Here is a 26,400-nt window from a genome sequence, read left to right as displayed (position 1 = left end):
GGCACCCCCGAAAGCATGTAATCTAGACATACGACAAATTGACCAAACATTCCGGGGCCTCACCGATAGCCAAGGTGACCACCTCCGGTCCAAGTACAAAAGGGGGTCACGCCATGGGGCGCGGCCGTCAAAAGGCAAAAGCTACCAAGCAGGCTCGGGATATTAAGTACTATTCCCCGAACACTGACTATTCGGCACTTGAGCGGGAGCTCACGGGTCCGTCCAGTCGTGTCAAGAGCCACTTCCCCGACGATCCCCCGGAGCCGGACTATTCGGCCTACGAGGACAAGTACGCGGAAGATGACGACGACGAGGTAGACACCCGTCGGATCGGATAGCTGTCGCAACCAACAGGTGCTTATGGCACTGAGTTGCGGACCGCCGTCGTACAAGGTCATCGAGCATTTCCGAATGCCGTATATCTTTTGAAAAAGGGCCTCCAGGCCACGCCATTCTTTGGCGTACCCTGGGGGCTCTTTTTTGCGTAGGCTGGAGTTCGGGCGCATCGAAAGGGAAATCCATGCCGGAGGTCGAGAGTTATCAGCAGGGAACACCGTGTTGGGTGGACCTGTCCTCCACCGACATAGAAGTTTCCAAGAAGTTTTACAGCGACCTCTTCGGGTGGGAGCTGGATGCCATGGATGCCGGAAATGGCATGACCTATTACATGGCCAAGCTCAAAGGCCGCTACGTCGCCGGAATGATGCAGCAACTGCCCGATGCCCCGGAGGGAATGCCTTCCTATTGGGCGAACTATCTTGCCGTTGATTCCGCTGACGAGGCCGCCCGCCGCGTGGAAGGCGCTGGCGGAACCCTGCTTTTCCCTCCAGACTCGGTTCCCAACGGCAGCGGACGTATGTTCTTCGCCACAGATCCGACGGGTGCTCAGATCGGCTTCTGGCAAGCCGGTAACCATCCCGGTTCGGGCTTGGTCAACGAGCCCGGGACCATGATTTGGAATGAACTGCAGACAGATGACGTCCACAAGGCCGTGGCCTTCTACGAGGCTGTGACAGGTTGCACCAGCGAGACTGCGCCGGCCGGCGACCTGCAGGAGTACACGAGCCTGCTGGTGGATGGAAAACGAATCGCGGGTGCCCTTAAGTTGCCTATTGAAGGCCTGTCACCGTTCTGGATGACGTACTTCAACGTGGTGGACATTGATGACACGGTGAAGCAGGCCGTTGAGCTGGGCAGCCATATCATTGCACCGGCTTTTGATGTGCCGGGAGTTGGGCGAATGGCAGTTCTCATGGATCCAGCGGGAGCAGCGTTCAGCATCATGACAGGCTTGGCAGCATGACATCACGAAAGCACTATGCCAGTGGAGAGCCGTGCTGGGCCGACCTTCAGACACGGGACGTCGCGGCAGCCAAGACTTTCTATGAACAGGTCTTCGGCTGGACTTTCAAGGACCTGCCCACGCCGGACGGCCGCAGTTATGCGCAGGCCTTCGTCAAGGATCAGTTGGTGGCTGTGATCGCCCCGCAGAACCCCATGCAGGAGGCCGCCGGAACGCGTGGCCAGTGGAACATCTACATTTCGGCCACCGACACCGAGGAAATCGCGGAGGACGCGGTCCACGCGGGAGGGAAACTCCAGTTCGGCCCAGAGGCTGTGGCCGACACCGGGGTCTTGGCGTTCATCGAGCCTCCGGGCGGTGGCACCACGGGCATCTGGCAGGCCGGCACCCATGTGGGCAGTCACTTGTTCAACGAGCCCGGGGCGTTGGCCTGGGCGGAATTGCTGACGCCCGAGCCACAAGCCGCCGTCGCGTTCTTCCAGCAGCTTTTCGGGCATGAGGTCACCGAATATCCCCAGGACGACGGCGGCAGCTACAGCACGCTGATGGTCAAAGGTGACGAAGTGGCTGGCATAGTTCCTGCCGATGAAGGTGACGAGGCCGGCTGGCAGATCTACTTCGGCGTAGCGGATCTGCGAAAAGCAGCGGAAGCAGCAGCGGCAGCCGGTGGAGAGCTCCTCGTTGAACCGGAGGCTAAACCCGAAACGGGGTCACTTGCCACCATTCAGGACCCGCAGGGTGGTGTCCTAAGCCTCGTACAGGTCTAAGAGGGGCAGCAACAGAAAAGAGCGGCCGGGCAGTCTATGACTGCCCGGCCGCTCTCTTTATAAAGCGATAACGTGCTTAGGCGTAGGCGTTCACCAAACGGACAGCGCCGCCGTCGACGCCCTTGGCGCCCTGGACGTAGTCCGGGCCGGTCTTGTCGATCGAATCGCTGTCAGCCGAAACGGTACCCATGACCCAGGACGGCAGGCCGCGGTCGTTGAGGCGGGCCACTGCAGCATCGGCTGCTTCGGCGGAAACAATGGCAACCATGCCCACACCGAGGTTCAGCGTGCGCTCCAGGTCCGCCAGCGGAACGTTGCCGAGCTCGGAGACCAGCTTGAAGATCGCAGGCAATTCCCAGGTGTTGCGGTCCACCGTGGCTACGAGGCCCTGCGGGAGGACACGGGCCAGGTTGGCAGCCAGGCCGCCACCGGTGACGTGGCTGAAACCGTGCACTGCTGCACTGCCCGTGACCGGGAAGGTGCGGGCGAGGTCAAGGCAGTCAGCTGCGTAGACGCGGGTGGGCTCCAGGAGTTCTTCGCCCAGCGTGCGGCCGAGTTCGGAGACCTGGCGGTCCAGGGCCCAGCCGGCGTGGTTGATGACGCGGCGGACCAAGGAGTAGCCGTTCGAGTGCAGGCCGGAGGAAGCCATGCCGATGACCACGTCGCCAGCGCGGACGCGGTCCGGGCCGAGCAGGGCGTCTGCCTCGACGATGCCTGTTGCGGCACCTGCGACGTCGTACTCGTGCTCACCCAGGAGACCCGGGTGCTCAGCGGTTTCGCCACCCACCAGGGCGGTGCCGGCCACGGAACACGCAGCAGCGATACCGCGGACGATGTCCGCGATGCGCTCCGGGACAACCTTGCCGCAAGCGATGTAGTCGGTCATGTAGAGCGGCTCAGCACCCACCACAACGATGTCGTCCACCACCATGCCCACCAGGTCAAAACCGATGGTGTCGTGGATGTCCATGGCCTGCGCAATGGCAACCTTGGTGCCAACACCGTCAGTGGACGTTGCCAGCAGGGGCTTCTTGTAGGTCAGCAGACGGGAGACGTCGTACAGGCCAGCGAAACCGCCGACGCCGCCAATCACCGAAGAGTTGTGCGTCGCCTTGATGGCGCCCTTCATGAGTTCGACTGCGCGGTCGCCCGCTTCAACGTCGACACCCGCAGAGGCGTAGGTGATACCGGAGTTATTCTCAGCGGCGGGTGTTGCGGAGCTCATACAGACTCTTTCTTGTCGGCGTCGGTCAAACGATCAGCGTCGGTAAGCAGGTTTTCGAATTCGGCGTCAGGTCCGGGATCGCAACCCGTAGCACCTGGCTTCTCGGCAGGGTCCTCGGAATCGTCTACGGAAGCGGCCTCGTCTGCAGCAGGCAGGCCGCCCAGGTCGGTGCGCTCCAGCAGGTTCTTGCCCAACTTGTCCGCGTGCGGCAGCTCGATGGGGTACTTGCCGGTGAAGCAGGCCGTGCAAAGGCGTTCGCGCGGCTGCTGGGTAGCGCCGATCATGCCGTCTTCGGAGATGTAGGCCAGCGAGTCAGCGCCGATTGCCTGGGAGATCTCCTCGATGGTGGCGCCGTTGGCGATGAGTTCCGCGCGGGACGCGAAGTCGATGCCGTAGAAGCAGGGCCACTGAACCGGGGGAGAGGAAATCTTGACGTGCACTGCGGCGGCGCCGGCTTCGCGGAGCATCCGAACGATGGCCCGCTGGGTGTTGCCGCGGACGATCGAGTCATCCACCACAACAATGCGCTTGCCACGGATCACGGATTCCAGGGCGTTGAGCTTGAGACGGATACCCAGCTGGCGCAGGGTCTGCGACGGCTGGATGAACGTGCGGCCCACGTAGGCGTTCTTGACGAAGCCGTGCGCAAACGGAATGCCGGACTGCTCTGCGTAGCCCACAGCGGCGGGTGTGCCGGACTCGGGCACCGGGATAACAAGGTCTGCCTCATGCGTGTTTTCGCGGGCCAGCTGGCGACCCATTTCCACGCGGGCCTCGTACACGGAGCGGCCGGCGATGGCAGCATCCGGGCGGGCGAGGTAGACGTATTCGAAGACACAGCCGGCCGGGGTTGCCTCGGCGAAGCGCTGCGAACGGACGCCGTCCTCATCAATGGCAATGAACTCGCCGGGCTCGATCTCGCGGATGAAGCTCGCGCCAACAGTAGCCAGGCCGGCCTGCTCGGAAGCGACAACCCAGCCGCGTTCCAAACGGCCCAGGCACAGCGGACGGATGCCATAGGTATCGCGGGCTGCGTAGAGGGTTCCCTCATCCATGAAGACGAAGCAGAAGCCGCCCTTGATCTTGGGCAGCAGCTCCAGGGCGGTCTGCTCCAGGGTCTTGCCCTCTTCGCCCTCGAGGAGAGCGGTCACCAGTGCGGTGTCCGAGGTGTTGCCCTGCTTCATTTCACCGGTCAGCTGGCCATCGTTGCGCTCAAGGATCATTTCCCGAAGCTCAGCGGTGTTGGTCAGGTTGCCGTTGTGAGCCAAGGCAACCGTGCCGGTTGCTGTCGCACCCAGGGTTGGCTGCGCATTGGCCCAGTGGCTTGCACCGGTGGTGGAGTACCGGCAGTGGCCAACGGCCAGGTGCCCTGTAAGGGTGTTCAGGGTTGTCTCATCGAAGACCTGGGACACAAGGCCCATGTCCTTATAGACATTGATGCGCTTGCCGTCACTGGTAGCAATACCAGCCGATTCTTGTCCGCGGTGCTGCAGCGCATACAGCCCGTAATAGGTGAGTTTTGCTACTTCTTCACCGGGAGCCCAAACCCCAAAGACGCCACAAGCGTCCTGGGGGCCTTTTTCGCCGGGGAGAAGATCATGAGAAAGTTTTCCGTCGCCACGTGCCACTGGTCGATTGTCTCATGTTGTGGCCGTGGTACGTTCCCCCGCTGCCTATGTGACCCCTTGAACTGGCGTGTTCCCGCGAAAATGCGGTGTGTCTCACATTCGGGACCCCTGTGAAGAGGCGGGCCGGGCGCCTGACTTAGCGGACGTCGTCGTTCTCTGGTCCCTCATCCGGAACCGAGTCCGGAACGGGCTCCACCACGGCGCGCTGGGTGCGCTTGACGCTGAGGCGGTCCAGGATCAGGGCGAGGATGGAGAACAGGATGACGCCGCCGCCTGCGCAGACGATGAGGAAGAATCCGAACACCGTGCCGGCATCAAAAGCGGGGTCGGCCTGGCGGCCGTAGGCGATGACTGCAGCCACGATTGCACCAACCACGGCTCCCAGAATCATGAAGGGTACGAACTTGGGTGCCCGGCGAACCGTGATCTCGCGGCGGGCGGAGTTGGGGGTGGTGTCCTCTGAAGCCATGCCTTCAAGCGTACCTTTCTCCGCCCAAGTGACAGATAAACCCCATGTTTCCGAAGAACATGGGGTTTATCTGTGAACTCGGTGGGGGTGGCTAGCTGCCGCGGTAGGTCGAGAAGGCGAACGGGCTCAGCAGTAGCGGCACATGGTAGTGCTCGCCGGCGTCCGAAACTGTGAAGTTCAGGTCGACTTCCGGGAAGAACGTCTCCGTGCCGAGGCCCTCATAGTAGGCGCCGGTGGCGAAGTTCAGGCGGTAAGCACCACCGGGAATCCGGTCCGGACCAAGGGTCTTGATGCGGCCATCGGCGTCGGTTTCGCCCTTCGCCACCAAGGTCCAGTCGTCACCTTCCCGGACGTAAAGTACGACGGCGACACCCGCCGCCGGGCGGCCGGAACCGGTGTCCAGGATGTGGGTTGTTACTTGTGAAACGCTCATGCGTTGACTCCTTCGCTGATCAGTCCGGAGAGGCGCAGCAGTGCGATCTCCCGCAGCTGGCCGGCCACGATTGTGTCTTCTTCTTCGGGGGTGTGGGTGAGGCGCTCCTGAAGGGCACCCAGCATTTCCTGCGCGCTGCGGCCTGCAGCGCGGATCAGGAAGACCCTGCCGAATTTTTCTTCGTAGGCCCGGTTTCCCTCGGCGAGTGCCGCTGTTGTCTGGTTGTCGCCGGGATCCACACCTGCCTGCTCCGAACGCGACATGGCCGCCTCGGTGGTCTGGGCCTTGGGACGTTCGCCGATCCGTGGGTGGTGTGCCATGGCGGACTCCACCTCTGCCGCGGTAAACGGCTCGGCGGCGCGCTGGGCTTGCCCCAGCAGCTCGTCGACGCCGGCGTAAGGGCGCGCGTCGACGATTGCTTCCACCCAGCGGCTGATGTCCAGGCAGGGGGTGAGAGTCCTGATGGCCTCGTCACGGTCAACACTGTTGAATACTGCAAGCTCCATGCTTGTGTCATCCTCATGCAAAATGCTGGCATCCATGGTGTGGGCTATGCGGAACTCCTGCTGGTACAGGAGGAAGCCCGTGCTTCAAGCTTCCGCATCATGGAACTGTTATTTCAGCATACGTAATTCCATTAAGCCGAGTGAGCGGGCTGGTGTCAAGAGACTATCGCCCTGTGACGGCGTGTTCGGACCGTGAGGTAGAGGCGATGGGCGGTAATTACCAACGCCAGCCAAGCGCTGCCGATGGCCCATGCCGCCAGGACGTCCGTCAGCCAATGGTGACCTAGATAGACCCGGCTTAGACCCATGGTGAAAGCGAACACTATAGCCACGAGTACCGTGATGACCCTGGCCTTTGCGGTCTTGAGTCTGAGGATGATCAAGTAGGCCACGATTCCGGCGATCACTAGTGAGTTGAGCGAGTGGCCGCTGGGGAATGATGCCGAGTGCTCATAGGGTGGAATTGCATCTGCGATATCCGGGCGGGTGCGGCCGAAGATCGGCTTGCCGAGCAGGGTGATGATCAGGGATCCCAGTCCGGCTGCGAGCATCAGGATGACGGGTGTCCATGATCGCCGTTTGGTAGCCAGGAAAATCATGATTCCCACGGCGATGAGGGGCATTCCCACGGTGCCGCCAATATTCGTGTAGGCGGTGGTGGCTACGTCCAAGGCGGGGGAGCGCACCGTCTTGGCTGCTGCCAGCACGGGATCATCCAGTCCGGCCACGCCGTCGACTTCCGTTACCGACTCGTAGACCTCGCCGAACACAAGGGCCAGTGACAGGGCGATGCCAAGTCCTGCGATAAGCGTGATAATCAGCGCTGCATAAGGGCCGAGCAGGGACGTGACTTTTTCAGCGCCGCCTGCCAGCACCCGGCCGGCAGGGGATTTCCAGCGCGTCAGGTCCTGCCCGGCGACGAATCGGTCTTGGCTTACCTCGCCGCTGACGCCTTGCTCGGGCGCCTGTTTTCCTTCAGTCGTCACTCTCGTCCCCTATCCGTGGCGGCCTCAGTATTGGTGAGTAACCTTAGCAGTTTGGACTTGGCGGGTCCTGAGAGCGCGGCTTTACGGCAGAGATTCGCCAACCTTGACCAGCAGAGTTTGTTCCGGTGTAAGTTCCGCGCCGTTACCCCGGAATGGGCGGAGCTGCGGGACCTGCTCACCCGTCGCCGGGTCCACGAGGGTGGAGTGGGCTTCGCCGGCGTTGAAGGCGTTGCGTTCGCCCCATTGCCGGAGGCTGAGGATCAACGTAAAGAGGTCACGCCCAGCGCTCGTTAGCTCATACTCACTCCGAGTGCCGCGGTCATTCGGGATACGGGTCAGGACGCCCCTGTCCACGAGGAGGCGAAGGCGGTCCGAGAGGATGTTTTTCGCCACCCCCAACGACCTCTCAAATTCTGAGAACCGCCGCTTGCCGTCCAATGAGTCCCGAATGATCAGCAGGGTCCACTTGTCGCCCACGAGGTCGGCTGCCCTTGCCACCGGACATTCGGGGTCAGTCCACTCGATATCACTTGGTTGCAACATGAAACCATTCTGCCATAGGCTCGGATGGTTGCATATTGAAACCGAAAGCTGGAGGCCGGAAAATGAGCAGTGATCAGCTGACGAAAACCACACAGGGACTCAGCCGTGGCCTCTTGCTGCTGCTCGCCGTCGTGGCCGGGTTCATGGTCTCGAACATCTACTACGGCCAGCCCCTCTTGGAGCGCATCGGTTTCGACCTGAGTATCCCCGCGGCGAGCATCGGATGGGTCGTGGCATCATCACAAGCCGGGTATCTTGTGGGGCTGGTTCTCCTGGTGCCATTGGGAGACTTGGTGGACCGCCGCATACTCATCACCGTTCAGGTGGCAGCGAGTGCTGTGGGTGCCTGTGGCGTGACCCTGGCTTCATCCCAAGCTGCCTTGCTGCTTGCGTTCGGGATACTGGGGTTGGCCTCATCCGTTGTACAGGCCATCGTCGCGTACACCGCAGCCTCCAGTACCCCGGACAAAAGGGGCGGAGACATCGGAACTGTCACCGCCGGCGTCGTGAGTGGCCTCATCCTTGCGCGGACCGTGGCCGGTGGCATGACGGACCTCTGGGGTTGGAGGTCGGTTTACATCTTTGCCGCAGTTGCTGCTGTTGTCCTGTCGGTGGCAGTCCTCCGCGCCATGCCACGGGAGCAGACATCAAGGGGCGAGGCGCGCTATTGGCAGGCCGTTTCATCAGTAGTGGTCCTGACGCGGCGCAATCCCGTTTTCCGTACCCGTGCGCTTATCACCATGCTGCTGTTCGCGTCTTTTGGAGTACTGTGGAGCGGTATGTCGTTGTTGCTCAGCGGCCCCGCCTGGAACCTTCCGCCAGGGGTGATCGGGCTCTTTGGGCTTGCCGGTCTTGTAGGGATACTGGCCGCATCCAAGGCCGGTGCTGCGGCCGACCGCGGATGGGGACAACGGGTCACGGGCATCAGTTTGGTGGCGCTCCTGGGCTCGTGGCTCGCGTTGTCCCTGGGGAGCTGGTCGCTGCTCTGGTTCATCGCCGGCATCGTGGTGCTGGACGCCGCGGTGCAGGCCGTCCACGTCAGCAGCCAAACACTGATCGTGGCGGGCGCCGAAGAGTCGGCCAGCAGCATCATTGGCAGCTACATGGTGTTCTACTCGGTGGGAAGTGCCGTGGGAGCAGCAGCCGTTGCGCCGGTATTCGACGCCTGGGGCTGGACCGGTGCCAGCGTTCTGGGGGCAGTCTTCGCGCTGGGCGCTTTGGTGATCTGGGGCGTTGACCGGGCTCGGCTGCGGGGTGCTGGGGTGCGTTTGGTTAGCTCCGTGCAGCAGGCTGGGGCAGAATGACCTCAACCAGCTGAAGGAGTTCGCACATGCCGCACATTCTGACGTCCAGGTTCCTGTTCGGTCCCGGCCCGAGCAATTGCTACCCCGAAGCCATGGCTGCCCTGGCCTATCCCGTGCTCGGCCACCTTGATCCTGTGTTCATCGAACGGCTCGACCACACCTGCGAAGGCCTCCGGACTGTTTGGGGTACCTCCAATGCGCGCACACTCCCGTTGAGTGCCACAGGTTCCGGCGGGATGGAAGCGGCTTTCGTGAATACCGTGTCCGACGGCGACGTGGCAGTAATCGCTGTCAACGGACTCTTCGGGGCGCGCATGTGTGAAGTCGCCCGGCGTTGCGGGGCCACGGTGATCCGCGTCGATCACGAGTGGGGCCAGCCCGTAAATGCCGAGCGCGTTCTGTCCGCGCACCCGAATCCCAAGGTGATCGCGGCCGTCCATGCAGAGACCTCCGTCGGCGTGCTCTCGGACATCGCCGCGCTGGGTGCCGGTAAGGGAGACGCGCTGCTGATCACTGACGCCGTGACGTCCATTGGAGGACTGGAGCTCCGAGCGGACGACTGGGGGATCGACGTCGGATACGCCGGAACGCAGAAATGCCTTGGTGTGCCGCCGGGACTTTCGCCCTTTACCGTTTCCGATCGCGCCTTTGAGCGCCGCGTCAAAGATCCGCGCTCCTGGTACCTCGATATCGGGCTGCTGGGCGGGTATGTCGGCGCCGCCAGTGGCGCCCGGACGTACCACCATACAGCGCCGGTCACCATGATCGCCGGGCTCGAAGCCGCCCTGGACCGCATCCTTGCTGAGGGCCTTGAGAATGTGCAGGCCCGGCACCGTGCCGCCGGGGCGGCTTTGCAGGCTGGGCTTCAGGAGATGGGGCTCGAATTGTTCGCTGCCGAGGGCGCCCGGTTGCCGAGCCTCACCACCGTGAAAGTCCCCGACGGCGTCAACTCGGCTGCCGTCCGCGCTTACCTTCTGGAGAACTTCAGCATGGAAATCGGCTCGGGCGTCGGGGAGTTCGCGGACACTGTATGGCGCATCGGCATGATGGGCCCGAACGCCAACAGCACTTCTGTCTGGCTGGTGCTCGGAGCTCTGAAAGAGGCAATCGCGAAAGCCTAGCCCGGTCGCTCTCTCACATCCCGCGGGTTTGGGTGGGTCGCTCTCTCATGTCCCGCGGGTTTGGGTGGGTCGCTCTCTCATGTCCCACGGGTTTGGGTGGGTCGCTCTCTCATGTCCCGCGTGTTTAGTCAGCTGGCCGGGATTTCTTTCGGGTCGCAGCTCTCGGACCTAACCGGGGCCGTAAGTTCGAGGTAGGCCGGGAACTTTGACCGGATGCTCACCGTGGCACCCACAGCATCTGTGCTGCGCGTTACCACCCACCCGCCGGGAACGGGATCAATGCCGTTGAAGGCAGGAAATCCGTGCTTCTCCAGGACGGGATCGGCCGCAGCGAAGAGATCCTCAAAGTTCCTGGACGGTTCCACGATGTCCGCGCTGCTTTGCATGCTTTGCAGGTAGAGCATGCATCTGCCGTCTTGGGCTGGACTCATGTCTGCCGTATCGTCCACGGCCCAGGTGATGCCGGGCATCTTCTCTTCCAGGGCTGCAACAAGTTCCGCGGTCAGAGCGTCGTACTTGGCGATGCTTTCAGCCACAGGAGCAGGTTCGGAAGTAATGGGAGGTGCCTTACTGGGTTGCCGTTTGGTTTCGCCGGGGGCGCTGCATCCGGCAATCCCAACAGATCCCACGACAAGGGCAGCGGCCAGCGCGAAGGGGCGTGCTGATGTTCGAAGCGTGCGGCAATTCATTTCGTCCCCGGTTTCGTTTAGCGCTCGACGGCGGATCTCACCGAATGCTTTCACGCAGAGTTGTCGCGCGGCGATGGGCAGAACAACCCGTTGCGCTCAAGCGCGCGGGAGGTGATAGAGCGTTGCGCCTGAAGCAGGTGGGTGGTGATAGAGCGTCGAGTTGAAGCGCGCGGGTGGTGATAGACGGTCGTGCTCAAGGGCGCGGGATGTGAGAGAGGGTCAGGTGTTGCGGGTCAGAATCCACGTGTTGGTGCCGTCTTGGCGCTCGAAAGTCACAGTGGTCACCAGCGCCTCGATGAGAGCCAACCCGCGCCCGGACTCCGCATCCGAATCCGGCATCGAAGCCTGCATGTCATTCGCAAATGGCTCACGGGCGTTGAAAGCACTCACCCGTGCCACCAGCCGAGTGGGACGAACGCTGATGTCGACGTCGATCTCCACGGGCTTCTCTGCCACAGGAAGCGCATGCTGCACGATGTTCGCCGCAGCCTCGATGACGGCCGTAGCGAAGGTCATCCGGTCCATGTCCGGCACGAAGGAGGCGTCGTCCCACAGGGCGTCCAGCTCATTGTGGATGGCCTCGATGGCTTCCTCGTTGGACGGCCCGTGAAAGCCCCGGTGGGCGATGACCTCAGTCATCGCCGAATGCAGCTTCTGCGGTGGGGTACGCCGTGAGTACCCTGTCCATGTTGGTCAGTTCCAGGACCATTTTGACCTGCGGCTGCACCCCGGCGATCCGAAGGTCACCGCCTGCCTGGCGTGCAGCTTTGAGGCAGCCGATGAGTGCACCGAGCCCGGAGGAATCCATGAAGTCCGTCTCTGCCAGGTTCACCACCACCCGGCTGGAGCCACCGGCCACAACCTCGGCCACTACTTCGCGAAGCTTGGGCGCGGCCACCATGTTCAGCCGGCCCACGCTCTTCACCTCCGCGTAGGAGTCGTTGACCTCATAGCTAAACTGCATCTGCATTCCTCTCCTCGGGGCGCTCTGGCCCGACAACTTCGGGCACGAAACCCTTATACAAAACTGCTTTGACCAGCACGCTCAGGACCACCAGGTCGAAGGCAACCCATGCCACGTTCACCAGTGTGCCCAAGGGCTCGGACATTCCGGCGAGTAACCGGATAAGGCCAACAACCAGAGCCACCGCCAGCAGCACCGCGACGATGATCTGCGGCCGGATCAGGCTCCAACTCGGCCCGCCGCTCTGCCGGGCCTTGGGGGTGACCGCAAACCCGAGGGGACGCCCGAACCAAACGTTGCGGGCCGCCGTCGTGCAGGCCTTGATCCAGGTGGGGAACAGCGCGAGGCTGTACTGCTGTCCGCGCCAGGTGGGAATCCCATGCCCGGCCACCAGGAACAGCAGTTGGTTCACCACCATGAACGGGATGAAGCGGATGAAGAAGTCGAAACTGATGCTGTTGACCGGGAGGATGCCGAGCGTCAGGTAGATGATGGGCGCCGCGAAGTAGACCACGGCAGCGAAGCCGCTCAGGTAGGTCCACATGGTGGAGAAGTACATGAGTCGTTGGCCCCACGTGAGCCGGCGTTGGACCAGGGGGTTCTCGCGGAGGAGGACCTGCATGGTGCCCTGGGCCCAGCGGAGGCGCTGAGTCAGCATGGTCTTGACGTCCTCCGGGGCCAGCCCGTTGGCGAGGATTTCGTGGTGGTAAACGCTCTTCCAACCCAGGCCATGCAGGCGCATCGCGGTGGCCATGTCCTCGGTGACGGAGATGGTGGCCAGCGGCATGATTGGCTGGGCCTCGTCGGTGCGTTCCACCGAAATGGCGTCCAGGACAGCGTGAACCGACTCGAGCGCACCCAGCGGGGACCAGTCGCGTCCGGACATCCGGTCGACGGCGTCAGTCGCCACGGTGGTCACGCCCGACTCGCCGACGTGGGCGAGTTCCATGGCTGCGATCTCCTCGAGGTCCGATTGGAGTGCTGAGAAGTCGGCGGCCACGAGGGTGCGAACGGCGTCGTCCACTTGGTGGCGAACCCGGTACGTGATTTCGCTGAGGGATGCCCCGGCTTCGAGTTCCTTCTGCGCGGATTCCGTAGCGGCCTCCACCTCGTTCAGCATTTGCTCAACCAGCGGGTTCTCGGCCTCGGGTGATTTGCGTGCCTTCTTAATGGCGGTACGCGAAGCGGCGAGGGCTCGCCGGACACTCTTCTCGGTGGCTTTGACGTAGCCCACCAGGCCCAGCTGCATGAGGGCTTCCCGGCGGAGGATTGCGTTGGAACCGCAGAAGAACGCGGCATTCCAGCCGTCCTTGCCCTGTTGGATGGGGCCGTAGAACAGGGGAGCCTGGCTGCCGAGGGGGTCGTCGGCGGGGACGTTGATGAAGTACTGCGGGGTCTGGACGAGCGCCACTTTGTCGTCGTTGAAGTAGCCCAGTGTCTTGTCCAGGATGTCAGGCTCGGGGATCTGGTCGGCGTCGAGAATCAACAGGTACTCGCCCGAGGTGACCATGAGCGCGTTGTTCAGGTTGCCGGCCTTGGCGTGCCGCGGCATGTCCGGTGTCCAATCGGCGCCGCGGGTGACGTAGCCGATCCCGTTGGACTCGGCGAGTTCGCGCATTTCGGGCCGGTCGCCGTCGTCGAGGATCCAGGTACTGTGCGGCCAGCGAATCTCCTTGGCCGCCAGGGCAGTGGTCATCACCAGGTCCAACGGTTCGTTGTACGTGGTGATGAAGACGTCCACAGTGGCCGTCTCCGGGGCAGGGGGCGGCGGCTTCCGGAATTTGATGTTCCACACGGTCAGGCCGAACAACATGACGTCGATCAGGCTGTACGTCTCGGCGATCACCAGCGGAACGGCGATCCACCACGCGTCCCAGTTCAGCGACGCCATCCATCGCCACGCCACGTAGTTGACGCCCAGAATGACCGTCAGCACAACGATCAGCCGAGTCCAGAAACGTGTCACAAATCCCCCCTTTTGCGGTCTACAGTCCTGCGTTTGGTTTTCGGCGTACGACGACGGCGGTCACGTCATCTTCGGCGGTCGCCGCCGGTGCCAACTCGAGTAGGGCGGCGCACACATCGTCCGCAGTAGCTCCGCTCCGTGCCACCTTCTCCACGTTCCGCTGGAAGTCCTCCAAGGAATTGTGGGCGTCGAGAACGCCGTCGCTGACGATCACCAGGGAATCGCCCGGCTCCAGGTCCAGCTCCGACGCAGGCCACAGTTGGTCATCCAGGATGCCGACGGGCGGTCCGGCGGAGACCAGCCTCCGCGCCGCCCCCTCAGCGGGAACGTGCAGCGCAAGCCCATGGCCGGCGTCGATATAGCTAAGTCTTCCCGAGGCGCTGTCCAGCCGCGCGTGGAACATGGTGACGAAGGAGCCGGACTGGTCCAGATCGGAGGTAATGGTAGCGCTGGCAGATCCGAAGGCAGCGTCGATGGCCGGGGTGTCCGCCACTGAACGCATCACGGCGCGGACCGTTGCTGCGATCAGTGCGGCACCCATGCCCTTGCCCATGGCGTCCGCGAACGTGAAGTGCATGCCGTCACGGGTCTGGTACCAGTCATAGAAGTCCCCACCCACGCTGCGCGAAGGGCGGAAGGCGCCAGCGACGTCGTAACCGCTGAGGCGGACCGTTTCGCGCGGCAGGAGGCTCTGCTGCACCACTGCTGCCCGGGCGAGTTCGTCGTTCTGGCCGGTGTCCTCGGCGGGCGCGGCGGGCGTGCGGGCGCGGCGGAACAGGGCACGGATGCGCGCTTGGAGTTCCTTGGGGCTGAAGGGTTTGTTGATGTAGTCGTCGGCTCCCGTGTCCAGGCCGTTGAGCCGGTCAATCTCGTCGGCCCGGGCGGTGAGCATCAGGATGTAGGCGTCTGAGAATTCGCGGAGGCGACGGCAGACTTCCATGCCGTCAATGTCCGGAAGATTGATGTCCAGCGTCACCAGTTCAGCGTTGGTTCTGCGGACAGCTTCGACGCCGGAGAGACCGTCAGGTGCTTCCGTCACCACGAAATCGAGCTGCTCGAGGACGAGGACGAGGAGGCCGCGGATATCAGCGTCATCTTCGACGACGACAGCGTGGCGCACGGGTGGGGAAGAGACCATGGCTCCATTAACTAATGCTGCTGGGTATTTGTCACGTTTAGTCACGACACATGAAACGCCCGCTCACAAAAGTGGGCGGGCGTTACACGATTTGTGCAGTTATATGCGAGAGGGTTTACCCTCAAGCACGCGGGATGTGAGAGAGGGTTAGACGCCCAGCTCTTCCTTGAGCGCCTGGACGTGGCCCTGCGCGGAAACCTGGTACTGCGTGAGCTTCACGGTGCCTTCGCCGTCGAGGACAACGGTGGAGCGGACCAGGCCTTCGACGATTTCGCCGTCGACCAGCTTCTCGCCCCAAGCGCCGTAGGCGAGGGCCACGGAGTGGTCTTCGTCAGAGAGCAGCGGGAAAGTCAGCGCGAATTCGCCGGTGAACTTTGCGAGGTCCTCCGGGCCGTCCGGGGAGATCCCGATGACGTCGTAACCCTTGCCCTGCAGGCTGGCGAGGTTGTCGCGGAAGTCGCAAGCCTCGGTGGTGCAGCCGGGGGTGGCTGCCTTCGGGTAGAAGTACACAATGACGTTGCGTCCGCGGTAATCGGACAGCGAGACCTTGGTGCCGTCGGCGTCGAGAAGCGCGAAATCAGGTGCTTGCGTTCCGACGAGGAGTTTCTGGGTCATGGCGATCCTTTACGTTTCACCGGCAACAGCCGGCCTTCATTTCAAACAACAGCGGTCATGCACATTGCGGGGGCGTTGATCTTTAACAACAGCGAACTTAGATGCTGTATTCCGCAGGTCCGCGCACTGTGGCATAGGGCCCTGGCACGAACTGGTAGCCGCCACCACGGACGGTGGCGACGGTGTGTCGGGCGGAGCCTAGCTTCCGCCGCACCCTTCCAACATAAACGTCGATCGAGCGAAATGCCGCGCCGGGGAGGTCAAATGACTCCAGAAAACGTTGCAATTCTTCACGACTGATGGCCCGTGAGCAGTTCACCACGAGGTAGCGCAGCAGCTTGTATTCCATGCCAGTAAAGGAAACCGGCTCGCCGTCCAGCAGCACTACTTCAGCGGCGAGGTCCACCGCAAGTTGGCTGCGGCGGCTCGCCAACGTTACGGGCTCGACGGCGGTGCTGTCGCTCTCTGCTGCGCCCTCTGACTCTTTCGAACGAGTCACCAAACGCGCCTCCGCGAGGGCATCGGCGAGCGAGAGTGTGCTGTTGGTACCGGCGTCGGCGGCTTCCTGCGGAGTGCCGCCCCAGGAAGTGTCGCCGACGCCGGAGTGCTGTGCCCCGGTGGCGGGCCAGATGCGGACTTCCGCCTCCGGGGCAAGTTTCATGGCGCGGGCCAGCACAAGGCGTGCTGCCCGCTCCCAGACCTCAGGATCGATCTCGTCGCCCTCGGCCGGGTTGACCCAGAGCGCCAGGCCGTGCGCGGTCATGCCGTTCCGGCGCGCGGAAGAACCGCGGGCTGCGGATCCTCGCGACGGCGGTGGCCCGTAGGCATTGACTGCCATGGCGGTTGACCTAAACGTTGCCGCGGCGGAGCAGCTTGCCGCCGGGGTTCTGGCCGTCGATCGGGGTGCCGCGCAGGTAGGTCTTGCGGACGACGCCGGCCAGCGGACGGCCGTCGTACGGCGTGATCGGGTTCTTGTGCTTGAGCTTGGTGACGTCCACAACGAAGGCTTCGTCCGGCGCGAAGATGGAGAAGTCGGCGTCGTAGCCCAAGGCGAGCTGGCCCTTGTTGTGCAGGCGGGCCAGGGCGGCGGGCTTCTCGGCCATCCAGGAAACAACCTGCTCCAGCGGGATGCCGCGGTGGCGGGCTTCTGTCCAGATCAGGGACAGGCCCAGCTGCAGCGAGGAAACGCCGCCCCATGCCACTGCGAAGTCGCCGTTTTCCAGGTCCTTCAAATCCAGGGTGGAGGGGGAGTGATCCGAGACGATGCAGTCGATGGTGCCGTCCTGCAGGCCCTTCCAGAGGAGCTCACGGTTGGAGGCCTCACGGATGGGCGGGCAGCACTTGTAGGCCGTGGCGCCGTCGGGAATTTCTTCGGCCATGAGCGTCAGGTAGTGCGGGCACGTCTCAACGGTGAGGTTGACGCCGTCGCGCTTTGCAGAGGCGATCATGGGCAGCGCGTCCGAGGAGGAGAGGTGCAGGATGTGGGCACGGGCGCCGGTCCAGCGGGCACGTTCGATGACCTCGGCGATGGCCTTGTTCTCGGCGCCGCGGGGGCGGGATGCGAGGAAGGTTTCGTAGTGGTCGCCGCCGGGGTGCGGGGCGCGGTCGATCGCGTGGGAGTCCTCGGCATGGACGATCATGAGGGAGTCGAAGGACTTGAGCTCCTTCATGTCCTCTTCCATCTCATCTGCGTCCAGGTGCGGGAACTCGTCCACGCCGGAATGGAGGAGGAAGCACTTGAAGCCGAAAACGCCTTCGTCGTGCAGCGGGCGGAGGTCGCTCTTGTTGCCCGGGATGGCACCGCCCCAGAATCCGACGTCCACGAACGCCTGGTCCTTGGCGACAACGCGCTTCTGCTCCAGGCCGTCCACGGTGGTGGTGGGCGGGATGCTGTTCAGCGGCATGTCGATAATGGTGGTCACGCCACCGGCAGCTGCGGCGCGGGTGGCGGAGGCGAAGCCTTCCCACTCGGTGCGGCCGGGCTCGTTGACGTGGACGTGGGTGTCCACCAGGCCGGGGATGAGGGTTTCGTCGTCTGCGAGTTCGATGACCTCGTTGCCCGTCAGGCCGTTGCCCAGGGGTTCGATGGCGACGATGATGCCGTCGCGGATACCAACTTCGCGGGCTGCGAGGCCGGCGGTGGTCAGGATGCGCTGGCCCCGGATAACGAGGTCATAGGCGCCGATTGCTTCAGACATTGAGGTACTCCTTGTTTTCGGTCCGTTCCGCCAGGTACACGCCTATGTGCTTACCTAATTGTTCAAGCAACGGACCTGCTTCAGCGATACATTTTTGGACATCTTTTTCCAGATCGGTCAGTGCGTGGACCGTGTGGAAGCCGGCATCCGTGAGTTGTTCCCGGCTCAGGGTACTCCGACCGCACACTGCGATCACGGGAACCCCGTTCCTTTGTGCCGCCCGCGAAACTCCCATGGGGGTCTTGCCGAGCAGGCTTTGCTCGTCCAGGCTGCCTTCTCCGGTGATCACCAGGTCGGCGCCCTTGAGCCTGCGCTCGAGTTCAGTGAATTCAAGCACGACGTCGATACCCGGCCGCCGCTCTGCCTTCAGTGCCGCTATGGCTATGTAGCCCACGCCGCCTGCTGCTCCAGCGCCTTCGGCTTTGGCCGCAAACTCGGCGTGCTGCCCGGTTGCTGCTGCGAGCACGTCCACGAAGTGGCTTGCTGCGGCATCCAGTTCGGTGACGTCGTCCGGCGTCGCGCCCTTCTGCGGACCGAAGATGGCTGGGGCTCCACTGGCCCCCAAAAGGGGATTGTCGACGTCGGACGCCAACACGAACTCCGTGGCCTCGACGCGGACGTCGAAGTTGGAGAAGTCGATGGTGTCCAGCTCGGCCAAGGCCGCGCCGCCGCCGGGGAGCTCGTTGCCGTTCTTGTCCAAGAATACGGCGCCGAGGCCCTGCAGGACTCCTGCGCCGGCGTCGGTGTTGGCGCTGCCGCCCACACCCAGGATGATCTTGCGGCAGCCGAGGTCCAGCGCGGCGCGGATGAGTTCGCCCGTTCCGATGCTGGTGGCTGTCTTGGCCGCCTCGGACGTGGGGCCGTCCGGGAGGAGGGCGAGACCGGAAGCTGCCGCCATTTCGATGACAGCTTCCTGGTCCCGCACTGCAAAGTCGGCCTTAACCGGCTCACCCAGCGGGCCGGTGACGGTGGTGGTCCGGCGGGTGAAGCCGGAGCCGATGGCGGCGTCGATGGTTCCTTCGCCGCCGTCGGCCACCGGAATGCGTGTTGCTTGTATACCGTGGCCGAACCCCGCCAGCAGTCCTGTTGCCAGGTGCTTGGCGACGTCGGGCGCGGACAGCGAGCCCTTGAATTTGTCCGGGGCGATGACAACACGCATTCCGGTGCCTCCTTCCTTTACTTACTTACGCTTTGGTCAGGATCGCGGTGGGTGCGTCCGCCGCGGTTTCTGCCAATTCTTCGAACTCGTTCACGCCGCTGATTTCAACGCCCATGGAGATGTTGGTGATCTTTTCCAGGATCACTTCAACAACCACGGGAACCTTGAATTCGCCCATCAGTGCCTTGGCCTTGTCGAAAGCGGCAGGCAGATCGTTGGGGTCCTCAACGCGGATGGCCTTGACGCCCAAGCCCTCGGCAACCTTGATGTGGTCCACGCCGTAGCCGTTGGTCTCCGGGGAGTTGATGTTCTCGAAGGCCAGGGAAACGTTCTGTTCCATGTTGAAGCCACGCTGGCTCTGACGGATCAGGCCCAGGTAGCTGTTGTTCACCACAACGTGGATGTACGGCAGGTTGAACTGTGCGCCAACGGCCAGTTCCTCGATCATGAACTGGAAGTCGTAGTCACCGGACAGGGCAACCACGGTGGCGTCCGGGGTTCCACGAACAACGCCCAAGGCGGCGGGACCGGTCCAACCCAGAGGACCGGCCTGGCCTGCGTTGATCCACTTGCGGGCACCGAACACGTGCAGCATCTGTGCGCCGGCGATCTGCGAGAGGCCAATGGTGGACACGTAGGTGGTGTCGCGGCCGAAGGCCTTGTTCATCTCCTGGTAAACGCGCTGCGGCTTGATGGGCACGTTGTCGAAGTTGGTCTTGCGGTGCAGGGAGCCCTTGCGCTCCTGGCACTCGGCAACCCAACCTGAGTAGTCCGGCAGTGTCTTGGCAGCCTGGCGTTCGCGAGCCAGCTCCAACAGACCGTCCAGCGCCGCACCGGCGTCGGACGCGATGCCCAAGTCCGGGGAGAAAACGCGACCGATCTGCGTCGGCTCGATGTCGATGTGCACGAACTTACGGCCAGCCGTGTAGGTATCCAGGCCGCCGGTGTGGCGGTTGGCCCAACGGTTGCCGATGCCGATCACGAAGTCGCTCTGCAGGAACGTCTCGTTGCCGTAGCGGTGCGAGGTCTGCAGGCCAACCATGCCGGCCATCAGCTGGTGGTCGTCGGGGATGGCACCCCAGCCCATCAGCGTGGGGATAACGGGAACGTTCAGGATCTCGGCCAGCTCAACCAACTGGGCCGAAGCGCCGGCGTTGATGATGCCGCCACCGGCAACGATCAGCGGGTGCTGGGATGCGGTCAGTAGGTCCAAAGCCTTTTCCAGCTGCTTGCGGGAAGCCTTGGGCTTCTCCACCGGCAGGGGCTCGTAGGCGTCGATGTCGAACTCGATCTCGGCCATCTGAACATCGATGGGCAGGTCCAGCAGGACCGGGCCCGGGCGACCCGAGCGCATCAGCTGGAATGCCTTCTGGAAAGCACCGGGAACCTGGCCCGGCTCCAGGATGGTCATGGCGAACTTGGTCAACGGCTTGGCGATGGACTCGATGTCCACAGCCTGGAAGTCTTCCTTGTGCAGCTTGGCAACGGGTGCCTGGCCGGTGATGCAGAGCATGGGGATGGAATCAGCCTGGGCTGCGTACAGGCCGGTGATCATGTCCGTGCCAGCGGGGCCCGACGTGCCGATGCAGATGCCGATGTTGCCATCAGCAGCGCGGCTGTAACCGTCAGCCATGTGGCTGGCGCCTTCAACGTGGCGGGCCAGCGTGTGGCGGATACCGCCGTGGGCACGCATTGCTGAATAGAAGGGGTTGATCGCTGCGCCTGGCAGGCCGAAAGCCTCGGTGGCGCCTTCCTTTTCCAGGATGGCGACTGCCGCATCAACGGTGCGCATCTTAGCCATGGTGTACTCCTTGTTTTTTGCCCTTGCGGGCGAAGTCTGTGGTGTTTTTGGGTGTAGTGAGGGAGCCGCCGTCGTTTAAGTACGACGGCGGGTTCCCTGCTTTGCGTTGCTTGGTGCCTTTGGGCTTACTTACGGCCGCTGAGCTGGAGGACCTGCTTGAAGAGGCCCGAGTGGTCGAGGCCGCCGTCGCCCTGGTTGACGGTTGCGGCGACGAGCTGGGCGACGACTGCGCCGAGCGGGACAGCGACGTTGGCTTCGCGGGCTGCGGAGGTGACGATGCCGAGGTCCTTGTGGTGGAGGGCCAGGCGGAAGCCGGGGTCGAAGTTGCGGTCCAGCATCTTCTGACCCTTCTGGTCGAGGACCTTGGAGCCGGCCAAGCCGCCGCCGAGGACCTTCAATGCTGCGTCGGTGTCTACGCCGTAAGCCTCGAGGAAGGCGATGGCCTCGCCGAGGACCTGGATGTTGACGGCCACGATCAGCTGGTTGGCCGCCTTGACGGTCTGGCCGGAGCCGGACGGGCCGACGTGGACGATGGTCTTGCCCACTGCGTTGAGGACATCCTGTGCTGCCTCGAAGTCTGCAGCTTCGCCGCCGACCATGATGGAAAGGACGGCGTCGATAGCGCCCTGCTCACCACCGGATACGGGAGCGTCCAGCGGGCGGATGCCTGCTGCGACTGCGTCGTCCGAGAGGCGCTTGGCGACGTCCGGGCGGATGCTGGATGCGTCGATCCAGAGGGTGCCCTTCTTCGCGTTGGCGAAGACGCCGTCCTTGCCGCTGACTACACCCTCAACATCGGGGGAGTCCGGGACCATGGTGATGACGACGTCGGCGTCCTTGACTGCGTCCGCGATGCTCGTAGCACCCTGGCCGCCCTCGGAGACGAGCTTGTCAATCTTGTCCTGACTGCGGTTGAAACCGGTGACCGTGTGGCCAGCCTTGACGAGGTTGATGGCCATGGGGAGGCCCATGATTCCGAGTCCGATGACTGCAACGTTGCTCATTGTGGTTCTCTTTCTGGGGAAGTCTGTGTGTGTTTTAACCCGGGTGTGCTTACCCAACTAGGTGACAGTAAGTGTCGTACTGAGTGCTCAGTGGAGCGTTTGCTGTTACCTAGTTGGGGCTGCCGTGCTTAGTTGGCGTTGGCGCGCTGGCGGATAGCCCAGCTGAAAGCCGATTCCTGCGGTTCCTTGTACTCGAGGCCGATGTAGCCGTCGTAGCCGAGTTCGCGGCTGCGGGCGATCCATTCACCGAGGGGGAGCGTGCCGGTTCCGGGAGCTCCGCGGCCGGGGTTGTCGGCGATCTGGATGTGGCCGAAATCCTTGGCGTGGTTCTGGATGACGGATTCGACGTCGTCGCCGTTGACTGCCAGGTGGTAGAAGTCGGCGAGGAGCTTGATGTTCTGTGCACCGGATTCTGCCTTGACGCGGGCGATGACCTTGAGGGCGTCTTCAGCGGTGAGCAGCGGGTATTTGGGTGCGCCGCTGACGGGTTCGAGGAGGACGGTGCCGCCGATGCGGGCGACGCCTTCTGCTGCTGCGGCGAGGTTTTTGGCCGCGAGTTCGTCCTGCTCTTCAGGGGTGAACTCGTCCTGGCGGTTGCCGTAGAGGGCGTTGAAGGCCTTGCAGCCGAGGCGCTCACCGATGCCGGCTACGACGTCGATGTTGTCCTTGAACTCGGAGCAACGTCCCTTCCAGGAAACCAGGCCGCGGTCGCCGCCGGGCATGTTGCCGGCGTTGAAGTTCAGGCCCGTGAGCTGAACGCCGGCGTCCTTGATGGCAGTTTCAAACTCGGTTACTTGGGCGTCGCTGGGGACGGAGGTCTCGAAGGGCCACCAGAACTCGACGGCGTCAAAACCGGCTGCCTTCGCGGCGGCGGGGCGCTCGAGCAAGGGCAGCTCCGTCAGGAGGATGGAGCAGTTCACTGTGTACGTCATCGTAGGTCCTTCCGAGGAGGGGCTTTGATCTATCTTCCGTTGCTTGGCTGCTGCCTTGGTGGTTGGCCTCAGTTTCCGCTTTGTGGAATTTAGATTCTGCTTTATGAAAAGTTTAGAGAAGGTGGGGGTGTGAGTCAAGGGGGTGGGTTGACTCATAGATAGTGGTCGGGACGCGGGGTGCATGCCTCATTTGAGAAACGCTCGCGAAATCACGGGCCGCTCCGGGCGCGGCGGTGACGATGAGGGGTGGCCCTGTCGATGGGCGACTCGTAGGGCAATCACGAAGAAGTATGCGGCCGCCCACGCGAAGTCGTCGAAGAAGGCCAAGGGATTGGCTTTGGACGAACTGGTCGCCGTCACGGGCTGGTCCAGAGCCAACTCCCGGCGGGCCCTTTCCACAGCGCGCAAGCGGAAGGGCCCTGCGAAGGCGGCGGTTCGGAAGACTCGGGGACGTGCGCCGGCACGCCTTTCACTACCGGGTATGACACGGCGGCCCAATGGAGACCACCAACCCGGCCTAACTCACCCGAAAGATCACCAGAGTCCAAACTCGGATCATCGCCCTGGCATGCGAAACACAAGCCCTGGAGGCCTCAATCACTCGAGCAGAAATAGCTGAGGTACGCACAACATTTTCGCGAGCATCTTGACATGAGTCATCACGGGGTGGCTGAGGAGGCGGATGCCAAGGCTTTGCCACTGTCCGTCCAGCCCGGAACCCCAACGGTGGTGTCGATCGAAGGCGCCGACGCCCGAGTTCGAATACGTATCGTCCGCGGCGGTGGACTTTTTTTAAGGGTTGCGGAGGAATAGCTCCCGCCTCGTCGGAATCATTCCATAAACCATGTGGCTGGGAGCGTCATCTCCAACAGATGCACAGGTGTGTCGACTCCGGGCAGAACGTCTTCCTTCTTGTGACGGACCATGCTGTCACCGAGCAGCGGAACTGAACGGGTTCGCCACTGACCACTCTTTGGCCTGAAATAATAGAGGACTAGGTGCGAAAACTCTAGCGCAGGCTCGTGGCGAAATGGATTGTTGACCTCGTCGCTGTCCGATGTTGAGACTCTTTGGGTAGTGGGTTGCGAACAACGGCATACTGACGATGCTGCGCCTAGGAGCCTGGAATCGGTCGCCAGTTTTTCTGGCTCGTAGCTTCATTCGGTGCTGGATGTGTGCCTATTGAGGGACCGCGCCGAGGCGTTCCCGGAGGTCAGTAAAGAGTGGCTGGTTGTCAAGATCCTCGTGCTGGAGAGACAAACTAAGCATTTGTTCTACCACCTCGGTCTTTGCCAGCTCATTCTTTAGGCCCAAGTGCTTGATGAGTAACGGGGCTATGTCATGGCCGCGTATACCTTGGAGCGAATGGACTGGGATCTTCGATAGGTACTCCTCGTGGATTCTCAATGCCTCGTCGAGATGGCCGATTTTATGGGGTGGAAGGGATGCTCGGAGCAACTCCCGAGCATCGGCAAATAGAGCGTCACCATTCGATGAGCATTTTTTTGCAAAATTAGTCACAAGACTCTCACCCTCGATGTTATGGTGCAAGACGCATCGAAGCGCGTAGATTACTATCCAAGCGGGCCGCAGGAAAGAGACGACCGATGTTGCAGCAAGATCTGACTTTGCCGCACGAATAAGAAACTTTGCCAGTGGCCTTTCTTGCAATGAGTAAACTTCCATCGCGGCAAAGTCGGTTCGGAGAAGATTCGCGTACTGAGGGCCGGTTCCCGTAAGGAGATCAAAATCAGCATCGATAACGCATGTCAATGAATTTTGAGACAAAGACCATTGCTCAGATTCTGCAGCCAGAGCTAGAACTCGCCCTCGGACATTATTATCGCGGTGTACTTCGTAGACTTTCTCTGATGCGATTATGGCACGGTCATCAACAGCGTAGATCTGCAGGTTTGATACACCGTAAGCGGAGAAATACCATTTCAATAATGCGGCATCATCTCTTCCTTCAACAATAAGATCCCGAAAGTGTGGATAGAGCGTATAGAGGGTCTGCAGCTCGTGGAGTGGTCTTTTTGAGTTCTCTGTCTTCACGAATATCTATCATTCACCGGGTAGCTGGACGAGGGATTTGGCATGACCGCTGATTATTTCTATTGAGTGTGTTGCAATAATGAACTGCAATCCGGTTTCTTCGGTAAGGAGAAGAAGGGCATCTAGAATCTTACGCTGCCACTCAACTCCCAGACTAAGCTCTGGTTCGTCAATAATGAACAATCGAGTATCTTTCTGAGCCAAAACTGTCGTGCAAAGGAGAGTGAGTAGATGCCGTTCCCCGGATGAAAGTGAGGATGTCTCTAGTATATCGCCAGTGTTCGTCCGAATTTGGAGACCGGTTCGTGGAGTGAACTGCAGCGTCTTGTTTTTCAGAAATCCGTTGATGGTGGGAATCAGCCTGCGTAGAAGTTCTTGGGCGGGTGTAAGTCCATCGTAGATAGCTTCGAGGCTGGAGAGAAACGGTGAAATTACGCGGGCTGCGAGCAACTTGCGCTGCGGATCTTGGATTGACTCAAGGAGGCTAGAGAACTCGCGAGCGTCGAACTTTGAAACTAGGCCGAACTCCTCAAAGAGGGGGGCCTGTTTAGTTACCCTGTTCAGCAATTCTATTGCGTTAACAAAGCTCTCTTCTGTTTGCGGTGTTTCATCCGGCTGAATCTCGATGTCAGGCGCGGTCGCCAGCTGCTTAAGAACATTTGTATAGATGGAATTGCTGTTCGCGGAACCATCATTCTGACCGATGATCGTCAGGCCCCGGAGGAGATCATTCATTCGTTCAAGGGTGATCTCAAGTTCTTGAACTATTAGCTGAGTGAGACGTCCCGGTTTTGGTCGTTCACCATCAGAACTGCGGCCAAACATTGCCCGCATTCGCTCAATGTCCTTGTCATCCGAGTAGAGACTGCGATCATCTGCGAGCAGAATCGGTGTCAACACTTCCGACTCTAGGAAATCAAGATATTCACGTTCTGATTGAACTGAATCACTCGCCGTAACGAGGTCGTGATCTTTCCGTAGGGAAACGCGGGCCTCAAGGGACATCGCCTCAATCTGGCGAATCTTGGCTAGCGTCTGAGTCGACCAGTTGCGTCGATTAGATATGACTAAGTCTTCATCGGCAACGTAAGTGACTGTGAGATCCCGGTGTCCAGGCCGCCTCAACGTCAGGTCAAATGACCCCACAAGGCCGTTCTGTTTTTGCACGGAGAGTCTTCGGCCGTCGTTCAGGTCGATGTCAAGCCGCCCAAAGGGGACTCTGGCAAGGTGTGTTCTATGCCCACGGTTGTCGGCGGCGCTTAGGGCATTCCAGACGAGCTTGAGCAGGGTGGTCTTACCGGACCCGTTGTCGCCGTGCAAAATTGTTAAACGACTCGCTTTGCCCGAGTACTCCTGTGGGATCCGGATATCGTAGTCGTAGTGGCCAAACAGTTCGCGAACACTTATTCCTGAGATCAGCGGCTGCGCGTAAGGTCCTATGGTGGTCATGGTGAAGAGCATCTCACATACGATTCTGTCTGTTGTACACGGAGTTTACGCACGAGGATCCATGTCGTGTTCAGTACCCACTCGGTCCGCTCGAAAAGTCATGATTGCCGGGGCGTCCACCGGCAGTGCTGACCTGGGATTGAAG

Annotated in this window: 26 protein-coding genes; 5 read left to right on the top strand and 21 right to left on the bottom strand. The window is 61.8% G+C overall.

Annotated elements, in window-relative coordinates:
• Window positions 1-113 precede the first annotated feature (113 nt).
• The 3 genes from ACZ881_RS15335 to ACZ881_RS15325 all read left to right on the top strand — a co-directional run bounded on the left by ACZ881_RS15335 (window position 114) and on the right by ACZ881_RS15325 (window position 2,070).
• Window positions 114-338 (top strand): DUF3073 domain-containing protein, encoded by a 225-nt coding sequence (locus tag ACZ881_RS15335; protein WP_011776148.1) that lies wholly within the window; start codon window positions 114-116, stop codon window positions 336-338.
• Between the two features lie 182 nt (window positions 339-520).
• Window positions 521-1,303, top strand: coding sequence for a VOC family protein (locus ACZ881_RS15330; RefSeq protein WP_476116696.1), 783 nt, complete (start codon window positions 521-523; stop codon window positions 1,301-1,303).
• Window positions 1,300-2,070 carry a VOC family protein gene (locus tag ACZ881_RS15325; RefSeq protein ID WP_476116695.1) on the top strand — a complete coding sequence of 257 codons (771 nt, stop codon included), beginning with the start codon at window positions 1,300-1,302 and terminating at the stop codon, window positions 2,068-2,070. Before ACZ881_RS15330 ends, ACZ881_RS15325 begins: the two co-directional genes overlap by 4 nt.
• A 76-nt stretch (window positions 2,071-2,146) precedes the next feature.
• On the opposite strand, the gene purM is transcribed toward ACZ881_RS15325, so the two are convergent.
• From purM to ACZ881_RS15290, 7 genes are all read right to left on the bottom strand, one after another.
• Window positions 2,147-3,295: a phosphoribosylformylglycinamidine cyclo-ligase gene (purM, locus tag ACZ881_RS15320; protein WP_091470140.1), complete on the bottom strand. Its 1,149-nt coding sequence runs from the start codon at window positions 3,293-3,295 to the stop codon at window positions 2,147-2,149.
• A complete protein-coding gene (purF, locus tag ACZ881_RS15315; protein ID WP_091470142.1) occupies window positions 3,292-4,923 on the bottom strand; it encodes an amidophosphoribosyltransferase in 1,632 nt (543 codons plus the stop codon). The genes purM and purF overlap by 4 nt, the downstream gene beginning before the upstream one ends.
• Window positions 4,924-5,059: 136 nt before the next feature.
• Window positions 5,060-5,392, bottom strand: coding sequence for a hypothetical protein (locus ACZ881_RS15310; protein WP_476116692.1), 333 nt, complete (start codon window positions 5,390-5,392; stop codon window positions 5,060-5,062).
• A 91-nt stretch (window positions 5,393-5,483) separates the two neighbouring features.
• The gene (gene uraH / locus ACZ881_RS15305; RefSeq protein WP_476116690.1) at window positions 5,484-5,825 is read right to left on the bottom strand and encodes a hydroxyisourate hydrolase; all 342 of its coding nucleotides are present in this window, start codon (window positions 5,823-5,825) and stop codon (window positions 5,484-5,486) included.
• Window positions 5,822-6,331, bottom strand: coding sequence for a 2-oxo-4-hydroxy-4-carboxy-5-ureidoimidazoline decarboxylase (gene uraD, locus ACZ881_RS15300; protein ID WP_178998023.1), 510 nt, complete (start codon window positions 6,329-6,331; stop codon window positions 5,822-5,824). The genes uraH and uraD overlap by 4 nt, the downstream gene beginning before the upstream one ends.
• 155 nt (window positions 6,332-6,486) lie before the next feature.
• Entirely contained in the window at window positions 6,487-7,317 is an 831-nt protein-coding gene (locus ACZ881_RS15295) for a phosphatase PAP2 family protein (protein WP_476116688.1), read from the bottom strand.
• 81 nt (window positions 7,318-7,398) lie between these two features.
• Window positions 7,399-7,860, bottom strand: a complete 462-nt coding sequence (locus ACZ881_RS15290) for a winged helix-turn-helix transcriptional regulator (RefSeq protein ID WP_476116686.1) — start codon at window positions 7,858-7,860, stop codon at window positions 7,399-7,401.
• Between the two features lie 62 nt (window positions 7,861-7,922).
• Here ACZ881_RS15290 and ACZ881_RS15285 point away from each other — a divergent pair, with 62 nt between their 5' ends.
• Entirely contained in the window at window positions 7,923-9,164 is a 1,242-nt protein-coding gene (locus tag ACZ881_RS15285) for an MFS transporter (protein WP_476116684.1), read from the top strand.
• A 26-nt stretch (window positions 9,165-9,190) separates the two neighbouring features.
• Window positions 9,191-10,285 carry a pyridoxal-phosphate-dependent aminotransferase family protein gene (locus tag ACZ881_RS15280; protein ID WP_476116682.1) on the top strand — a complete coding sequence of 365 codons (1,095 nt, stop codon included), beginning with the start codon at window positions 9,191-9,193 and terminating at the stop codon, window positions 10,283-10,285.
• Between the two features lie 128 nt (window positions 10,286-10,413).
• Here the strand turns inward: ACZ881_RS15280 and ACZ881_RS15275 are convergent, their stop codons facing one another.
• The 14 genes from ACZ881_RS15275 to ACZ881_RS15210 all read right to left on the bottom strand — a co-directional run bounded on the left by ACZ881_RS15275 (window position 10,414) and on the right by ACZ881_RS15210 (window position 26,255).
• Entirely contained in the window at window positions 10,414-10,821 is a 408-nt protein-coding gene (locus tag ACZ881_RS15275) for a hypothetical protein (protein WP_420179061.1), read from the bottom strand.
• Window positions 10,822-11,193: 372 nt separating this feature from the next.
• Window positions 11,194-11,613 carry an ATP-binding protein gene (locus ACZ881_RS15270; RefSeq protein ID WP_476116679.1) on the bottom strand — a complete coding sequence of 140 codons (420 nt, stop codon included), beginning with the start codon at window positions 11,611-11,613 and terminating at the stop codon, window positions 11,194-11,196.
• Window positions 11,606-11,938 carry an STAS domain-containing protein gene (locus ACZ881_RS15265; protein WP_476117029.1) on the bottom strand — a complete coding sequence of 111 codons (333 nt, stop codon included), beginning with the start codon at window positions 11,936-11,938 and terminating at the stop codon, window positions 11,606-11,608. Before ACZ881_RS15265 ends, ACZ881_RS15270 begins: the two co-directional genes overlap by 8 nt.
• Window positions 11,928-13,904, bottom strand: coding sequence for a glycosyltransferase family 2 protein (locus ACZ881_RS15260; RefSeq protein WP_476116677.1), 1,977 nt, complete (start codon window positions 13,902-13,904; stop codon window positions 11,928-11,930). The genes ACZ881_RS15265 and ACZ881_RS15260 overlap by 11 nt, the downstream gene beginning before the upstream one ends.
• Before the next feature lie 19 nt (window positions 13,905-13,923).
• Window positions 13,924-15,042, bottom strand: a complete 1,119-nt coding sequence (locus ACZ881_RS15255; RefSeq protein ID WP_476116675.1) for a PP2C family protein-serine/threonine phosphatase — start codon at window positions 15,040-15,042, stop codon at window positions 13,924-13,926.
• A 147-nt stretch (window positions 15,043-15,189) separates the two neighbouring features.
• Window positions 15,190-15,657 (bottom strand): thioredoxin-dependent thiol peroxidase, encoded by a 468-nt coding sequence (gene bcp / locus ACZ881_RS15250; protein ID WP_011776131.1) that lies wholly within the window; start codon window positions 15,655-15,657, stop codon window positions 15,190-15,192.
• Window positions 15,658-15,754: 97 nt separating this feature from the next.
• Window positions 15,755-16,495 (bottom strand): winged helix-turn-helix domain-containing protein, encoded by a 741-nt coding sequence (locus ACZ881_RS15245; protein ID WP_476116673.1) that lies wholly within the window; start codon window positions 16,493-16,495, stop codon window positions 15,755-15,757.
• A gap of 10 nt (window positions 16,496-16,505) precedes the next feature.
• On the bottom strand, window positions 16,506-17,855 hold the full coding sequence (allB, locus tag ACZ881_RS15240) for an allantoinase AllB (RefSeq protein ID WP_011776129.1): 1,350 nt from the start codon (window positions 17,853-17,855) through the stop codon (window positions 16,506-16,508).
• A complete protein-coding gene (locus tag ACZ881_RS15235; RefSeq protein ID WP_476116670.1) occupies window positions 17,848-19,014 on the bottom strand; it encodes a glycerate kinase in 1,167 nt (388 codons plus the stop codon). The genes allB and ACZ881_RS15235 overlap by 8 nt, the downstream gene beginning before the upstream one ends.
• A 25-nt stretch (window positions 19,015-19,039) precedes the next feature.
• Window positions 19,040-20,815: a glyoxylate carboligase gene (gcl, locus tag ACZ881_RS15230; protein WP_476116668.1), complete on the bottom strand. Its 1,776-nt coding sequence runs from the start codon at window positions 20,813-20,815 to the stop codon at window positions 19,040-19,042.
• Between the two features lie 125 nt (window positions 20,816-20,940).
• Window positions 20,941-21,876 (bottom strand): 2-hydroxy-3-oxopropionate reductase, encoded by a 936-nt coding sequence (locus ACZ881_RS15225; protein WP_354227742.1) that lies wholly within the window; start codon window positions 21,874-21,876, stop codon window positions 20,941-20,943.
• Window positions 21,877-21,947: 71 nt separating this feature from the next.
• Window positions 21,948-22,751 carry a hydroxypyruvate isomerase family protein gene (locus ACZ881_RS15220; protein ID WP_476116666.1) on the bottom strand — a complete coding sequence of 268 codons (804 nt, stop codon included), beginning with the start codon at window positions 22,749-22,751 and terminating at the stop codon, window positions 21,948-21,950.
• Window positions 22,752-23,930: 1,179 nt separating this feature from the next.
• A complete protein-coding gene (locus ACZ881_RS15215) occupies window positions 23,931-24,806 on the bottom strand; it encodes a hypothetical protein (protein WP_476116664.1) in 876 nt (291 codons plus the stop codon).
• A gap of 9 nt (window positions 24,807-24,815) precedes the next feature.
• Complete coding sequence (locus ACZ881_RS15210; RefSeq protein ID WP_476116662.1) at window positions 24,816-26,255, bottom strand: AAA family ATPase; 1,440 nt, start codon at window positions 26,253-26,255, stop codon at window positions 24,816-24,818.
• Between the last annotated feature and the right edge of the window lie 145 nt (window positions 26,256-26,400).

It is taken from the genome of Paenarthrobacter sp. TE3676 (genome assembly GCF_056279165.1).
The sequence above is the reverse complement of the archived record's forward strand: the minus strand, read 5'-3'. Positions and strand labels throughout refer to the sequence as shown.

Bases quoted from the DNA above. Each gene is read 5' to 3' on its own strand.
- ACZ881_RS15330 (WP_476116696.1), top strand. From the start codon at position 521: ATGCCGGAGGTCGAGAGTTATCAGCAGGGAACACCGTGTTGGGTGGAC.
- ACZ881_RS15270 (WP_476116679.1), bottom strand. From the start codon at position 11,613: ATGACTGAGGTCATCGCCCACCGGGGCTTTCACGGGCCGTCCAACGAG.
- ACZ881_RS15285 (WP_476116684.1), top strand. From the start codon at position 7,923: ATGAGCAGTGATCAGCTGACGAAAACCACACAGGGACTCAGCCGTGGC.
- ACZ881_RS15290 (WP_476116686.1), bottom strand. From the start codon at position 7,860: ATGTTGCAACCAAGTGATATCGAGTGGACTGACCCCGAATGTCCGGTG.
- uraD (WP_178998023.1), bottom strand. From the start codon at position 6,331: ATGGAGCTTGCAGTATTCAACAGTGTTGACCGTGACGAGGCCATCAGG.
- bcp (WP_011776131.1), bottom strand. From the start codon at position 15,657: ATGACCCAGAAACTCCTCGTCGGAACGCAAGCACCTGATTTCGCGCTT.
- ACZ881_RS15220 (WP_476116666.1), bottom strand. From the start codon at position 22,751: ATGACGTACACAGTGAACTGCTCCATCCTCCTGACGGAGCTGCCCTTG.
- gcl (WP_476116668.1), bottom strand. From the start codon at position 20,815: ATGGCTAAGATGCGCACCGTTGATGCGGCAGTCGCCATCCTGGAAAAG.
- ACZ881_RS15325 (WP_476116695.1), top strand. From the start codon at position 1,300: ATGACATCACGAAAGCACTATGCCAGTGGAGAGCCGTGCTGGGCCGAC.
- ACZ881_RS15280 (WP_476116682.1), top strand. From the start codon at position 9,191: ATGCCGCACATTCTGACGTCCAGGTTCCTGTTCGGTCCCGGCCCGAGC.
- ACZ881_RS15210 (WP_476116662.1), bottom strand. From the start codon at position 26,255: ATGACCACCATAGGACCTTACGCGCAGCCGCTGATCTCAGGAATAAGT.
- ACZ881_RS15265 (WP_476117029.1), bottom strand. From the start codon at position 11,938: ATGCAGTTTAGCTATGAGGTCAACGACTCCTACGCGGAGGTGAAGAGC.
- ACZ881_RS15255 (WP_476116675.1), bottom strand. From the start codon at position 15,042: ATGGTCTCTTCCCCACCCGTGCGCCACGCTGTCGTCGTCGAAGATGAC.
- purM (WP_091470140.1), bottom strand. From the start codon at position 3,295: ATGAGCTCCGCAACACCCGCCGCTGAGAATAACTCCGGTATCACCTAC.
- ACZ881_RS15335 (WP_011776148.1), top strand. From the start codon at position 114: ATGGGGCGCGGCCGTCAAAAGGCAAAAGCTACCAAGCAGGCTCGGGAT.
- ACZ881_RS15235 (WP_476116670.1), bottom strand. From the start codon at position 19,014: ATGCGTGTTGTCATCGCCCCGGACAAATTCAAGGGCTCGCTGTCCGCG.
- ACZ881_RS15310 (WP_476116692.1), bottom strand. From the start codon at position 5,392: ATGGCTTCAGAGGACACCACCCCCAACTCCGCCCGCCGCGAGATCACG.
- ACZ881_RS15245 (WP_476116673.1), bottom strand. From the start codon at position 16,495: ATGGCAGTCAATGCCTACGGGCCACCGCCGTCGCGAGGATCCGCAGCC.
- uraH (WP_476116690.1), bottom strand. From the start codon at position 5,825: ATGAGCGTTTCACAAGTAACAACCCACATCCTGGACACCGGTTCCGGC.
- allB (WP_011776129.1), bottom strand. From the start codon at position 17,855: ATGTCTGAAGCAATCGGCGCCTATGACCTCGTTATCCGGGGCCAGCGC.